Genomic DNA, 12,843 nt, shown 5'->3' with positions numbered 1-12,843 from the left:
TCGCTCACTCAAAGACGCACTTGTCCTTCGTATACGCGTACTGCCGGGCCGGTCATCATGACCGGTTGGCCAGGGCCTGCCCATTCAATGGACAGGCGCCCGCCGGGCAGGTCGATCAATAGCGGCGAATCCATCCACCCCTGGCTGATCGCGGCCACCGCGGCAGCACAAGCGCCGGTTCCGCAGGCCTGGGTTTCCCCGGCCCCGCGTTCCCAGACGCGCAACTGCGCGCGGTTCCGGTCGATGACCTGGAGAAAACCGACATTGACCCGCGCCGGAAAGCGCGGGTGATGTTCGATTTTYGGCCCCAGTTCATGCACCGGTGCTTTGTTGATGTCGTTGACCCGCAACACGGCATGGGGGTTGCCCATGGACACCGCAGCCAGTTCGACCATGGTGCCGTCGACGTCGACCTGATAGCTCAGGGCCTGGCTTGGGGCTTCGAACGGAATCTCGGCCGGCACCAGGCGCGGGGCGCCCATGTTGACGCTGATCTGGCCATCGTTGCGGATGTCCAGTTCGATGATGCCGCTTTTGGTCTCGACGCGAATCTGCCGCTTGGCGGTCAGGCGCTTGTCGAGCACGAAGCGGGCGAAGCATCGAGCGCCGTTACCGCACTGTTCCACTTCGGAGCCGTCGGCGTTGAAGATCCGATAGCGGAAATCCACGTCCGGGTTGCTGGGCGCCTCGACGATCAGCAACTGGTCGAACCCGATGCCGGTGTGCCGATCGCCCCATTGCTTGGCATGCTTGGGCAGAATGTGCGCGTGCTGGCTGACCAGGTCGAGAACCATGAAGTCATTGCCCAGGCCGTGCATCTTGGTAAAACGCAGCAGCATGGGGTTACTCCGGCAGCAGGCTTTCGCCAGCAAACAACTCGGCTACCGTCTCGCGGCGACGCACTTCGATTGCCTGATCACCGTCCACCAACACTTCAGCGGCGCGGCCGCGAGTGTTGTAGTTGGAACTCATGACAAACCCGTAGGCACCGGCCGAATGCACGGCCAGCAGGTCGCCTTCTTCCAGCGCCAGTTGACGATCCTTGGCCAGGAAGTCGCCGGTTTCGCAGATCGGGCCGACGATGTCGTAGGCACGCGCGGCGGTATCGCGAGGGCGCACGGCGGTAACGTCCATCCAGGCCTGGTACAGCGCCGGGCGGATCAGGTCGTTCATGGCCGCATCGACGATGGCGAAGTCTTTGTGTTCGGTGTGCTTGAGGTACTCGACCTGGGTCAGCAGCACGCCGGCGTTGGCAACGATGAAGCGGCCTGGCTCGAACACCAGCGCCAGGTCACGACCGTCGAGACGTTCGCGCACGGCCTTGATGTAGTCGGCGGCCAATGGCGGCTCTTCATCGCGATAACGCACGCCCAGACCGCCACCCAGATCGATGTGGCGCAGGTAGATGCCGCAATCGCCGAGGCGGTCGACCAGGCCCAGCAGGCGGTCGAGGGCATCGATGAAGGGCGGCAGGGTGGTCAGTTGCGAGCCGATGTGGCAATCGACGCCGACCACTTCCAGGTTAGGCAGTTGCGCGGCGCGGACGTACACGTCTTCGGCGTCGGCGATGGCGATGCCGAACTTGTTTTCTTTGAGACCGGTGGAAATGTACGGGTGCGTGCCGGCATCGACGTCCGGGTTGACGCGCAGCGAGATCGGCGCGCGAACGCCCAGCTCGGCGGCGACTACTTGCAGACGCTCGAGCTCGTCGGTGGATTCGACGTTGAAGCAGTGCACGCCGACTTCCAGGGCGCGACGCATGTCGTCACGGGTCTTGCCGACACCGGAGAACACGATCTTTTCGGGGCTGCCGCCAGCGGCCAGTACACGCTCCAGCTCGCCACGGGAAACGATGTCGAAACCGGCGCCCAAACGGGCCAGGACATTCAGTACACCCAGGTTGGAGTTGGCCTTGACCGCAAAGCAGACCAGGTGAGACGTGCCGGCCAGCGCATCGGCGTAAGCCAGGTACTGGGCTTCGATGTGGGCACGGGAGTAGACGTAGGTCGGTGTACCAAAGCGTTCGGCGATGGCGGACAGGGCAACACCTTCCGCGAACAGCTCACCGTCACGGTAGTTAAAAGCGTCCATGGCGTTCCCTTATTGGTAGACGTCGTGTTTGTGTGCTTTCGACGGAGACTGTTGCGACGACTTGGCCTGCTCTGCAGGATCCTGGCTGTCATCGGGCAGGTACAGCGGGCCTTTTTGACCACAGGCCGATACCAGGCAGGCAACCGCGACGAGCGCAGCAAGGGAAGAGATCAGGCGCTTCATGGCGAAATCCTTGAAAATGCGTTAATTGCGCCGGAGTATACCGGCCACCCGGCAGCTTGCCTATGTGACGCGGCTCCCGTCCGGCGGGCCTTTGACTGTGGCGCAGTAACTTGTCTTGCGTTGCGCAGGGATATTTCGTACCGCACCTCGTCCTTGGTGGTTATTCTTTGCAATCATCGGGGCTCGCCCGTATCTTGCGGCGCTTGAGCGTGAGTAGACACTTTTTGAGGTTCCCGTAATGAGTTTGACTGAAGCCCGTTTTCACGACCTGGTCGATGCCACCCAGCAGACGCTGGAGGATATTTTCGATGAGAGTGACCTGGATATCGATCTGGAGAGCTCGGCCGGTGTGCTCACCGTCAAGTTTGAAAACGGCAGCCAGTTGATCTTCAGTCGCCAGGAGCCGTTGCGGCAATTGTGGTTGGCGGCGGTGTCCGGCGGTTTCCACTTCGACTATGACGAAGAGAGCAAGCGCTGGATGTGTGACAAGAGCGACGAGCAACTGGGTGAGATGCTCGAGCGCATCGTCAAGCAGCAAGCCGACGTCGAACTCGATTTCGAAGGTCTGTGAGATCGTGACCCAGCCTGCGCCCGTTCGCCCGCCCAAACCGCTCTATAGCAACGTCAGCCCGGCAGTGCCTTCGCCGTGCAGCGGTGTGTGCCGGCTGGATGAGCAGAAGGTTTGCCTGGGGTGTTTTCGGCATGTCGAAGATATCCGCGAATGGCGCTCGGCCGATGATGAGCGGCGGCGGGTGATTTGTGCGCAGGCTGTACAACGCAAGATCTTGGCTTAAGGGCTTTTGTGGCGAGGGAGCTTGCTCCCGCTCGGGTGCGAAGCAGCCGCAAGGTTTTTAGGGCCGCTCCGCGCCCCAGCGGGAGCAATCTCCCTCGCCACAATGGTCAGCGCTGGGCCGTGGTCGCCCCCGGCTTGTTTATTTATTGAGCTGTGATAGTGTCCAGATACGCCTCAACCCATCGAGGCTCGTGAAAACCCCGCCTTTTTCTGGCGGGGTTTTGCTTTTTTCGTGCAGAAGAAAGGAGTCTGCCCTGATCATGACCGCACCTTCCATCACCCTTACCCGTCTGGACGTGCAACGTCTGGAGCGCCTGATCGACAGCCTGGATGACTCGCTGCCGGGCGTTATCGCGCTGCAAACCGAACTGGATCGCGCCGATACCCTGGTCGGTCACGAAGAGGTGCCGGCCGATGTCGTGACCATGAATTCTAAAGTGCATTGCCGCGAAGAAAGCAGTGGCAAGGACTACCACCTGACCCTGGTCTACCCCAAGGATGCCAACGCCGACGAAGGCAGGATTTCCATTCTGGCGCCGGTGGGCAGTGCGTTGCTCGGCCTGAAGGTTGGCCAGCACATCGACTGGCCGGCACCGGGTGGCAAGACCCTCAAACTGACCCTGCTGGAAGTTGAATCGCAGCCTGCCAATGGCGGCGCGTTCCCGGAATGAACCCCTCAGACCTGCTCGAGCGCCTCGTTCAATGCGCGCTCCAGGTCGGCCTTGTAGCGCAAATACAGATTGCTTGAACTCTGACCATCACCGAGCAGGCCCGACAGGTCCAGGTCGGTGATGTAGCAGCGATAGCGTTCGGTCTCGCGGCGCTGCTCGACGATTTCCCGGGCGACCACGCTGAACAGTTGGTCGCCATGTTCCAGCTCTGAAAATTCCCGCTGATTGCAATACAGCGTTACTTGCACCTGTCCTGGTGCGGCTTTGCCGACGATCGCCTGCACGTCATAGAACGGTTTGTTGACCGGGGTTTGCGGCGCCGGTCGGGCTTCGACCCGACGCGCCCGTGCGGAGCCTGAAGGCAATAACTGGTAATACAAAGTCTCCAGGCTCAGCGGCTGGGCGGCGTCCATCGGTAGCAAGGCGTCGCGCCGGTACTGGATCGATTGCAGGAAACGTTGCAGCGGCACCAGCAGGCTTTGTTCGTCGTGATAGGGCAAGCGTTGTTGCCACAAGGCATTGAACTCATCCAGTACGTACAGATCGGCCTGGTGTTCGTTGATCCGGTAGAACACCTGAACGCAGTCGGGTTGCCCCATGGGCAGGATCAGCGCCAGGTCGTGGTCTTCCAGTGCCATCGGGTCCAGATGCAGCGGGCTGTAGCTCGCCAGCTCTTCGCCGAGGTAGTCAAACAGTGCCGGCAGCGTGGCGAGCGCAACGTGATTGACCTGGCCGGGCACCAGCTCCAGCACGTGGTAATGCTGCTGGACCTGAATCAGGTAACGATGATTGAGTTTGCTCAGCAGCAGGTTTTGCGCGGTGTCGAGAACTTCTTCGACCCGTCGGGCAATGAATTGCGCGCGGTTGTGGCAGAAGCAACGGACCCGCAGCTTGGGCTGCTGTGGCCCGTCCGGCAGGTTGTTGAGGTAATCGCGCAGGCAGTCGAGCAGGGCGTGGGGGCCGTCAAAGCGGCTGACCAGCACCTCGTTCCAGCTGTTTAGCGTGACCTGATCCAGGGTCAGCACCAGATTTTCCCGCACGCCGGCGTAGCTCAGGGAGTCGGTGCGCTCGGTGGTCATCAAGATGTTCATGTCGCGATGGTGCTTGAGCGGATCAACGCYGACGTTCACCAGAATCAGTATTTCGCTCGGCACGCTGGCGCGCAGCAAAGGCTCTTCGGCGACGGTAGTCAGAGGCAGGGCGATGCTTTGTTGCAGGCTGCCGAGCAGGTTGAACAGTTCGAATTCGCTCAAGTCGCTGGTGCCGGGGTGCAGGGCCAGGCGGGTGCTGCTGTCGATCACGCCGTTACGGTGGCACCAGGTGAGCAGCTCGAGTAACTGGCGGCTGCGCTTGATCGGCGCAAAATGCTCCCACTCGTGAGCGGTCAGGCTGCCGTTGTACAAACCCCATTGGGTTTGCCCCGGCTCTCTCTTGTTCGGGGCTTGCACCAGCGTCAGGGTGTCTTCGGCCAGATCGGGGGCGATGCCCGGGTTGATGCATTCGACCTTGTCGGCCTTGCGCTCGAAGGCCGCGTACAACCGCCGGCCCAGCACATTGAGGTCGCGCTTGTTGATCAGGCTGACGGTCTGCTCGTTACGGGCAAACTGTGTCAGGAAGCGGTAGCTGTAATTCAGTTCGCCGACCAAGGCACGGCGCTCGGCGCTGACCTGGCGGACTTTCCACTGGCTGCGGCTGTCGAGCAACGCCAACTGACGCTGATCCCAATGCCATTCGTGGGCCAGACGTTCGAGCAGCGAACGCTGCCAGCTCTGGGTGCGACCGCTGCTGCCGGTGAGCTTGCGATTGACCTTCAGGTACAGCGCACGACGTACCAGTTCGAGCCGCTCCGGTTCGCCCCGAGCCGTGAGGTATTCCTCGATGCGCCGGTAAACCACCATGTACGGGTCCAGTTCATCGAGGTCCAGTCGATTGGCAAACACCGCCTGTTTGAAACGCAGGCTCAGGCAGTGGACTTTCGGGTGTTCACTGGCGTAGACCTCGGTCAGCAGCAGTTTGAGCACTGATTTGTAGGGCGATTCGATGCCTTTGAACAGCTGCCAGAGCCCGGCCCCGATGAACTCCCCGGGAGGGATGTACGCCAGATGCCCCAGGTCCAGGGTTTCGTCGGCACGGATGAAACGCTTGGAAAGCAGCGTGTGGGTGTAACGGTTGTACGCGGCCTCTTCGTAAACCGGCACCAGCCACCAGATGGGGGTGCGTCCGGCCAGCCAGATCGCGGTTCGATAGAACTCGTCCAGCAGCAGATAGTGCTGGGTGGTGCCACAGTCTTCCGAGCTCAACTGCGTATCGCGCTCGCCGAGCACGAAGCGGGCCGGGTCGATCAGGAAAAAGTGCGCCTCGGCGCCCTGGCTGGCGGCCCAGACTTCCAGCAACTGGCATTTCTTGCGCAGTTCAGCGAGCTCGCTTTCGCTCAGGTCCGGCCCATGACAGACCCACACGTCCATGTCGCTCTGATCGGCCTGGGCCAGAGTGCCGAGGCTGCCCATCAGGAACAGGCCGTGAATGGGGCGCGGCGGATTGCTGCCGTGGCGCGGTTTGTAGGAAAACGAGCGGGTCAGGCGTTGGGCTTCGGCGAGGGTGTTGGTATCGGGTTCGTAATTCGACAGGCCGGCCGGGGTGCTACCCGAAACGTAACCCGGCAATAGCGGATGATTGACGTGGAAAAACAGCGGCAGCAGGGTCAGCACCGTTTGCTGGCGGGTCGACAACCCTTCCATCGCACGGGCCATGCGACCCTCGTTGAGCTTCAGGAAACGGGCGCGCAGCTGGCTGAGAACCTTGCGATCGATTCCCTCGTCCAGATCGGGGCGGATTTCATGGGTGCGGGTCATGTCAGCTCAATCCGGCTCGCGGGGCTCGGACGCAGGAGGGCTCAGGGTGAGGGGCAGTTTAGCGCCTCGGCCCCGGGACTTTTAAGCTGATTTTGTTTTCCTGGCGTCAGATTTCTATCGTTTGGCGACGGCAGGTAACAGGGCCAGTCATCAAGTGTGCCCGCGGAAATCCCGTGACAGAGCTTTCCGTGGGCTACGCAGTGATGCTCAGGCTGTTTCCCGCACGGACAGAATGGTGAGAACGGTTTGCACGTTTTGTGCGGCGTCACGCCCCAGGCTGGTCAGATAACCGCCATCGGGCTGGGTGATCAATTCTTTGTCGAACAGTCTTTGTGCGGCGGCAATGGCTTTCGGGGCAGCGGTCTGATGAATTTTCAAACCTTCCTGGGAACTGTCCAGGTTGAAGAGTGCGAGGATTTCCAGTTCGGCAACCAACTCAGGGGTAAGCGACATAAGGACTCCAGACTTTCTAGGAATTAGACGATAGCGTCCCTAAGGTGAACCCGTCGGTGAGGCATGTCCAGTGCTGGCAACAGGGTTTTTCTCCCCCAGAGGCATTCCTCGGAAGGTGGTACGGACAGCGGGGGTGGTTTCTGTAGGAGCGAGCGCGCTCCTACAGGGGGGCGGGGTTATTGCTTTTCCGGCGGCAACTCTGGCAGTGCGCGCAGCGCCGTTTCATACCATTCGGTGTCGAATGCACGGTCCTCATCGAGCATGGCGTCGATCTCGTAGGCCAGCACATGGGCCATCAGGTTGAGGATTTCTTCACGCTCGTAACCCACCAGGGTCAGCTTGTTGAAGGTTGCCTTGGCCGCTGGCGGGTTGTCGCTTTCGATCTGGTTTTCGATTGCTTCGATCAGCGTCGTTTCGGCGAATTCTTCTTCGTCGTTGTCGATGTCGTTTGGCTCGCTCATGGCAGGCTCCTCAAGGAAAGGCGGCCAGTTTACCTGCATTCAGCATTGTGATGCTGCTGGCAAGAAGTGCCTGGGCGTTCTATAACTGGCGCTGCCAACCCCCTGCACGGCCTGGAGGCTATGTAATGCTCAAGCTTTATGGATTTTGCGTCAGCAACTACTACAACATGGTCAAGCTGGCGTTGCTGGAGAAGGGACTGCCGTTTGAGGAAGTACCGTTTTACCCAGGCACCAGCCCCGAGGCGCTGGCCATCAGCCCGCGCGGCAAGGTTCCGGTACTGGGCGTCGAGCAAGGTTTCGTCAACGAAACCAGCATAATTCTCGAGTATCTCGAGCAGAGCCAGAAAGGCACACCGCTGCTGCCGAGCGAGCCCTTCGAGCGAGCGCAGGCGCTGGCTTTGGCCAAGGAAATCGAGTTGTACATCGAACTGCCGGCGCGCGCCTGCTACCCCGAAGCGTTTTTCGGCATGTCAGTGCCGGAAGCGATCAAGGACAAGACCAAGGCCGAGTTGCTGCTGGGGTTCGCCTCACTGGGCCGGCACGGCAAGTTCGCCCCTTACGTGGCGGGCGACCGTCTCAGCATTGCGGATTTGTATTTCCTGTACAGCGTGCCGATGGCTTGTGCCGTGGCGCAGAAGCTGTTCGATATTGATCTGCTGGCTGAGATGCCGGCGGCCAGGGCGCTGCTGGAGCGTCTGGGGCAGAATCCGAACGTGCAGCGAATTGCGGCAGACAAGGGCGCAGCAATGCCCGCGTTTCTGGAGATGATCGCGTCGAAGAAATAGATTGTGTAACGATCTTGAGAATGCCTTTGCGGGCAAGTCTCGCGCCTGAGGGGTACGGTCCCCTGTAGGCGCGAGCGGTGCGGCGATCCGACTTGCCCGCGAAGCTTTTAACGGCTGGCGAGTAGTGCCTGACCGCGAGCCACGGCAGCCCTGACCTGTGCCGGCGCGGTTCCGCCGATATGGTCACGGGCATTCACCGAACCTTCCAGGGTCAGCACGGCAAACACGTCCTGCTCGATCTGGTCGCTGAACTTGCGCAGTTCTTCCAGGCTCATTTCCGCCAGGTCCTTGCCGCTGTCTACGCCGTACTTCACCGCGTGGCCAACGATCTCGTGGCAATCACGGAACGGCAAGCCGCGACGTACCAGGTAGTCGGCCAGGTCGGTGGCGGTCGAGAAACCGCGCAGGGCCGCTTCGCGCATCATCGCGTGCTTGGGCTTGATCGCCGGGATCATGTCGGCGAAGGCTCGCAGCGAGTCGCGCAGGGTATCGGCGGCGTCGAACAGCGGTTCCTTGTCTTCCTGGTTGTCCTTGTTGTAGGCCAGGGGCTGGCCTTTCATCAGGGTCAGCAGGCCCATCAGCGCGCCAAATACCCGGCCAGTCTTGCCGCGAACCAGCTCCGGCACGTCCGGGTTTTTCTTTTGCGGCATGATCGAGCTACCGGTGCAGAAACGGTCCGGCAGATCGATGAACTGGAACTGTGCACTGGTCCACAGCACGAGCTCTTCGGAGAACCGCGACAAGTGCATCATCGCGATGCTCGCGGCCGAGCAGAACTCGATGGCGAAGTCGCGATCGGACACGTTGTCCAGGGAGTTGCCGCCAACAGCGTCGAAGCCCAGCAACTTCGCGGTGTACTCGCGGTCGATCGGGTAAGTGGTGCCAGCCAGCGCAGCACTGCCCAGCGGCATGCGGTTGGTACGCTTGCGGCAGTCCACCAGGCGCTCGTAGTCGCGGCTGAGCATTTCGAACCAGGCCAGCATGTGGTGCCCGAAAGTCACCGGCTGCGCGGTTTGCAGGTGGGTGAAGCCTGGCATGATGCTGCCGGCTTCGCGCTCGGCCTGCTCCAGCAAGCCTTTTTGCAGGCGGGTGATCTCGGCCAGGATCAGGTCGATCTCGTCACGCAGCCACAGACGAATGTCGGTGGCGACCTGGTCGTTGCGGCTACGGCCGGTGTGCAGCTTTTTACCGGTCACGCCGATGCGGTCGGTCAGGCGCGCCTCGATGTTCATGTGCACGTCTTCGAGGTCGATGCGCCAGTCGAACTGGCCGGCCTCGATTTCACCCTGGATGGTCTTCAGGCCATCGATGATGCTGTCGCGCTCGGCATCGGTCAGCACGCCGACCTTGGCCAGCATCGTGGCGTGGGCGATCGAGCCCATGATGTCGTGGCGATACAGGCGCTGGTCGAAGGTGACGGAGGCGGTGAAGCGGGCAACGAAGGCGTCGACGGGTTCACTGAAGCGGCCGCCCCAGGACTGATTGGTCTTGTCAGTGCTCATGAATTCGCTCGTATCGGCTTGAAGAAAGATGGCGTGGAACGCTGACGCGGATAATAACAGGGTTGCCAATCCTGTCGCTGACACTGGTCGATACGTTTTTTTCTCATGGGGCGATCCATACTCGAAGCCAGCGATGCGCAAATTGCGCAACGATATTTCTCATTTGAGCAATATCGTCGCGGCAACCGTCTACAGTTGGACAGTAGGATCAGCGCACTTCTCGATGCTGCAGCTGACTATAGAGAGAAGAGGGGTGTTCATATTGTGTATCAGCAAACCTTATGGCGATGCCTCGCCAACGCGGGCCTGGGCCGTCAGTCACCCGGCAGATGAAAATTTAGCCGCCGGTCTTGCGGCACTTTTTGGCCCTCGCGCTAGTCTTAGCGTGGATCGCGGTGACGGACGTCACTTCACCTGTCTACGCTATCTTTGTGCGAGACTCACGCAGGAATCCAGCGCAATATGAATGTCCTGATCGTTGATGACGAACCCCTGGCCCGCGAGCGCCTGAGCCGAATGGTCGGCGAACTCGAGGGATACAACGTCCTGGAGCCCAGCGCCACGAATGGCGAAGAGGCGTTGGCACTGATCGACAGCCACAAGCCGGATATCGTACTGCTCGATATTCGCATGCCGGGCCTCGATGGCCTGCAAGTGGCGGCACGATTGTGCGAACGCGAAACCCCGCCCGCCGTGGTGTTTTGCACGGGGCCCGATGAATTTGCCGTGGAAGCCCTACAGGCTAGCGCCGTGGGCTATCTGGTGAAGCCAGTGCGCACAGAACAGTTACATGAAGCATTGAAAAAAGCCGAACGCCCCAATCGCATCCAGCTCGCCGCCTTGACTCGTCCCGCCGCCGAAACCGGCAGCGGCCCACGCAGCCATATCAGCGCCCGCACCCGTAAAGGTATTGAACTGATCCCGTTGGGCCAGGTGGTCTACTTTATTGCCGACCACAAGTACGTGACCTTGCGCCATGAAGGTGGCGAAGTGCTGCTGGATGAGCCACTCAAGGCCCTCGAAGACGAATTCGGCGACCGTTTCGTGCGGATCCACCGCAACGCACTGGTCGCCCGCGAACGCATTGAACGGCTGCAACGCACCCCCCTGGGGCATTTCCAGCTGTTTCTCAAAGGCCTGAACGGCGACGCCCTGATCGTCAGCCGACGCCATGTGGCCGGCGTGCGCAAAATGATGCAGCAGCTTTAATCCGCCATTCAGGGCGGATTTCTACCCTGTTTTCGGACCTTGAGGGCCAGGGAGGCCATGCAGTTTCTGATACAAGTCAAAGTGGATTTGGCTGAGCTGTTATTATCTGCCGTATCTATTCAGTACGGATTGATCCATGTCCTCTCGCGAAATCCGCATCGCCACCCGCAAAAGTGCTCTAGCCCTGTGGCAGGCCGAATACGTCAAGGCTCGTCTGGAACAGGCCCATCCGGGCCTGCTCGTGACACTGGTGCCCATGGTCAGTCGCGGCGACAAGCTGCTCGATTCGCCCCTGTCGAAAATCGGCGGCAAGGGCCTGTTCGTCAAGGAGCTGGAAACCGCGCTGCTGGAAAACGAAGCTGACATCGCCGTGCACTCCATGAAGGACGTGCCGATGGACTTCCCCGAAGGCCTCGGTCTGTTCTGCATCTGCGAGCGCGAAGACCCGCGCGATGCATTTGTCTCCAATACCTTCGCCAGCCTGGATGAGTTGCCACCAGGCAGCATCGTCGGCACCTCCAGCCTGCGCCGCCAGGCTCAGTTGCTGACCCGTCGCCCGGATCTGGAAATCCGCTTCCTGCGTGGCAACGTCAACACGCGCCTGGCCAAGCTCGATGCCGGCGAATACGACGCCATCATCCTCGCCGCGGCGGGTTTGATTCGTTTGGGCTTCGAACACCGCATCACCTCGGCCATCAGTGTCGATGACAGCCTGCCGGCCGGAGGCCAGGGCGCGGTCGGTATCGAGTGCCGTAGCGCCGACACTGAGATTCATGCACTGCTCGCGCCGCTGCATCACCAGGATACGGCCATCCGCGTGACCGCTGAACGTGCCCTCAACAAACATCTGAATGGCGGCTGCCAGGTGCCGATCGCCTGCTACGCCGTGCTTGAAGGCGAGCAGATCTGGTTGCGTGGCTTGGTGGGCGATCCGAACGGCGGCCTGTTGCTCTGCGCCGAGGCCCGAGCGCCGCGCAGCGAGGCCGAGGCCCTGGGCGTGCAAGTGGCCGAAGACCTGCTGAGTCAGGGCGCCGACGCCATTCTCAAAGCAGTCTACGGCGAGGCTGGGCACGAGTGACTGGCTGGCGCCTGCTGCTGACGCGCCCTGCGGATGAATCGGCGGCGCTTGCCTGCGTGTTGGCTGACGCGGGGGTTTTCAGTAGCAGCTTGCCGCTTTTGGACATCGAGCCGATGCCGGCCTCTGCCACAATGCGCGCAGTGATTCAGGACCTGGATCACTATTGCGCGGTGATCGTGGTCAGTAAGCCGGCCGCCAGAATCGCTGTCGAGCTGCTCCACCAGCATTGGCCGCAACCGCCGGTTCTGACGTGGTTCAGCGTCGGCGCGGCAACGGCGCAGATCCTCGAGGCTAACGGGCTGGATGTGAGTTTCCCGGCCGACGGTGATGACAGCGAAGCCTTGCTTGAACTTCCACGATTGCGCGAGGCTATCGCCCGTCCCGATCCTCGGGTGTTGATCGTGCGTGGGGAGGGTGGGCGCGAGTTGCTGGCTGAGCGTTTGCGCGAGCTTGGTGCTAGTGTCGAGTATCTGGAGTTGTACCGACGCGGCTTACCGCAGTACCCACCGGCAGCGCTGCCTGAGCGGATCGAGGCGGAACGCTTGAACGGGCTGGTGGTCAGCAGTGGACAGGGTTTTGAGCACCTGCACCGATTGGCTGGCGATGCCTGGCCGATCATGGCGCGGTTGCCGTTGTTTGTTCCAAGCCCCAGGGTCGCCGAGCTGGCACGCGCCGCCGGGGCCCAAACAGTTGTGGATTGTCGTGGCGCCAGTGCCGCGGCCTTGCTGACGGCGTTACGGGAGCACCCCGTACCCGTTTTCTAAT

Annotated in this window: 14 protein-coding genes; 7 read left to right on the top strand and 7 right to left on the bottom strand. The window is 61.2% G+C overall.

Annotated elements, in window-relative coordinates:
* Positions 1–8: 8 nt before the first annotated feature.
* The 3 genes from dapF to lptM are packed head-to-tail and all read right to left on the bottom strand — an operon-like array spanning position 9 to position 2,274.
* On the bottom strand, positions 9–839 hold the full coding sequence (gene dapF, locus AC1DIS_RS07265) for a diaminopimelate epimerase (RefSeq protein ID WP_018927533.1): 831 nt from the start codon (positions 837–839) through the stop codon (positions 9–11).
* A gap of 4 nt (positions 840–843) precedes the next feature.
* Positions 844–2,091, bottom strand: coding sequence for a diaminopimelate decarboxylase (gene lysA / locus AC1DIS_RS07260; protein ID WP_018927534.1), 1,248 nt, complete (start codon positions 2,089–2,091; stop codon positions 844–846).
* A gap of 9 nt (positions 2,092–2,100) precedes the next feature.
* Positions 2,101–2,274, bottom strand: a complete 174-nt coding sequence (gene lptM, locus AC1DIS_RS07255; RefSeq protein ID WP_007941283.1) for an LPS translocon maturation chaperone LptM — start codon at positions 2,272–2,274, stop codon at positions 2,101–2,103.
* 238 nt (positions 2,275–2,512) lie between these two features.
* On the opposite strand from lptM, the gene cyaY reads away from it, so the two are divergent.
* The 3 genes from cyaY to rnk all read left to right on the top strand — a co-directional run bounded on the left by cyaY (position 2,513) and on the right by rnk (position 3,738).
* On the top strand, positions 2,513–2,845 hold the full coding sequence (gene cyaY / locus AC1DIS_RS07250; protein ID WP_018927535.1) for an iron donor protein CyaY: 333 nt from the start codon (positions 2,513–2,515) through the stop codon (positions 2,843–2,845).
* Positions 2,846–2,849: 4 nt separating this feature from the next.
* A complete protein-coding gene (locus AC1DIS_RS07245; protein WP_081625749.1) occupies positions 2,850–3,068 on the top strand; it encodes a DUF1289 domain-containing protein in 219 nt (72 codons plus the stop codon).
* A gap of 259 nt (positions 3,069–3,327) precedes the next feature.
* Positions 3,328–3,738 (top strand): nucleoside diphosphate kinase regulator, encoded by a 411-nt coding sequence (rnk, locus tag AC1DIS_RS07240; RefSeq protein WP_007941285.1) that lies wholly within the window; start codon positions 3,328–3,330, stop codon positions 3,736–3,738.
* 5 nt (positions 3,739–3,743) lie between these two features.
* On the opposite strand, the gene AC1DIS_RS07235 is transcribed toward rnk, so the two are convergent.
* From AC1DIS_RS07235 to AC1DIS_RS07225, 3 genes are all read right to left on the bottom strand, one after another.
* Positions 3,744–6,590, bottom strand: a complete 2,847-nt coding sequence (locus AC1DIS_RS07235) for a class I adenylate cyclase (RefSeq protein WP_477780806.1) — start codon at positions 6,588–6,590, stop codon at positions 3,744–3,746.
* A 207-nt stretch (positions 6,591–6,797) separates the two neighbouring features.
* The gene (locus AC1DIS_RS07230; protein ID WP_007894898.1) at positions 6,798–7,043 is read right to left on the bottom strand and encodes a TIGR02647 family protein; all 246 of its coding nucleotides are present in this window, start codon (positions 7,041–7,043) and stop codon (positions 6,798–6,800) included.
* Between the two features lie 176 nt (positions 7,044–7,219).
* Positions 7,220–7,504, bottom strand: coding sequence for a hypothetical protein (locus AC1DIS_RS07225; RefSeq protein WP_018927538.1), 285 nt, complete (start codon positions 7,502–7,504; stop codon positions 7,220–7,222).
* 125 nt (positions 7,505–7,629) lie between these two features.
* Between AC1DIS_RS07225 and AC1DIS_RS07220 the strand changes: the two genes are divergently transcribed.
* On the top strand, positions 7,630–8,289 hold the full coding sequence (locus tag AC1DIS_RS07220; RefSeq protein WP_018927539.1) for a glutathione S-transferase family protein: 660 nt from the start codon (positions 7,630–7,632) through the stop codon (positions 8,287–8,289).
* Positions 8,290–8,396: 107 nt separating this feature from the next.
* On the opposite strand, the gene argH is transcribed toward AC1DIS_RS07220, so the two are convergent.
* Complete coding sequence (gene argH, locus AC1DIS_RS07215; RefSeq protein WP_018927540.1) at positions 8,397–9,791, bottom strand: argininosuccinate lyase; 1,395 nt, start codon at positions 9,789–9,791, stop codon at positions 8,397–8,399.
* A gap of 462 nt (positions 9,792–10,253) precedes the next feature.
* On the opposite strand from argH, the gene AC1DIS_RS07210 reads away from it, so the two are divergent.
* From AC1DIS_RS07210 to AC1DIS_RS07200, 3 genes are all read left to right on the top strand, one after another.
* Positions 10,254–11,000 (top strand): LytR/AlgR family response regulator transcription factor, encoded by a 747-nt coding sequence (locus tag AC1DIS_RS07210; RefSeq protein WP_086944358.1) that lies wholly within the window; start codon positions 10,254–10,256, stop codon positions 10,998–11,000.
* 136 nt (positions 11,001–11,136) lie between these two features.
* A complete protein-coding gene (gene hemC / locus AC1DIS_RS07205) occupies positions 11,137–12,078 on the top strand; it encodes a hydroxymethylbilane synthase (RefSeq protein WP_018927542.1) in 942 nt (313 codons plus the stop codon).
* Complete coding sequence (locus AC1DIS_RS07200; RefSeq protein ID WP_018927543.1) at positions 12,075–12,842, top strand: uroporphyrinogen-III synthase; 768 nt, start codon at positions 12,075–12,077, stop codon at positions 12,840–12,842. The genes hemC and AC1DIS_RS07200 overlap by 4 nt, the downstream gene beginning before the upstream one ends.
* Position 12,843: the final 1 nt, after the last annotated feature.

The organism is Pseudomonas sp. 05N433, assembly GCF_056396925.1.
The sequence above is the reverse complement of the archived record's forward strand: the minus strand, read 5'-3'. Positions and strand labels throughout refer to the sequence as shown.

Bases quoted from the DNA above. Each gene is read 5' to 3' on its own strand.
- lysA (WP_018927534.1), bottom strand. From the start codon at position 2,091: ATGGACGCTTTTAACTACCGTGACGGTGAGCTGTTCGCGGAAGGTGTT.
- lptM (WP_007941283.1), bottom strand. From the start codon at position 2,274: ATGAAGCGCCTGATCTCTTCCCTTGCTGCGCTCGTCGCGGTTGCCTGC.
- cyaY (WP_018927535.1), top strand. From the start codon at position 2,513: ATGAGTTTGACTGAAGCCCGTTTTCACGACCTGGTCGATGCCACCCAG.
- rnk (WP_007941285.1), top strand. From the start codon at position 3,328: ATGACCGCACCTTCCATCACCCTTACCCGTCTGGACGTGCAACGTCTG.
- AC1DIS_RS07230 (WP_007894898.1), bottom strand. From the start codon at position 7,043: ATGTCGCTTACCCCTGAGTTGGTTGCCGAACTGGAAATCCTCGCACTC.
- AC1DIS_RS07225 (WP_018927538.1), bottom strand. From the start codon at position 7,504: ATGAGCGAGCCAAACGACATCGACAACGACGAAGAAGAATTCGCCGAA.
- AC1DIS_RS07220 (WP_018927539.1), top strand. From the start codon at position 7,630: ATGCTCAAGCTTTATGGATTTTGCGTCAGCAACTACTACAACATGGTC.
- argH (WP_018927540.1), bottom strand. From the start codon at position 9,791: ATGAGCACTGACAAGACCAATCAGTCCTGGGGCGGCCGCTTCAGTGAA.
- AC1DIS_RS07210 (WP_086944358.1), top strand. From the start codon at position 10,254: ATGAATGTCCTGATCGTTGATGACGAACCCCTGGCCCGCGAGCGCCTG.
- hemC (WP_018927542.1), top strand. From the start codon at position 11,137: ATGTCCTCTCGCGAAATCCGCATCGCCACCCGCAAAAGTGCTCTAGCC.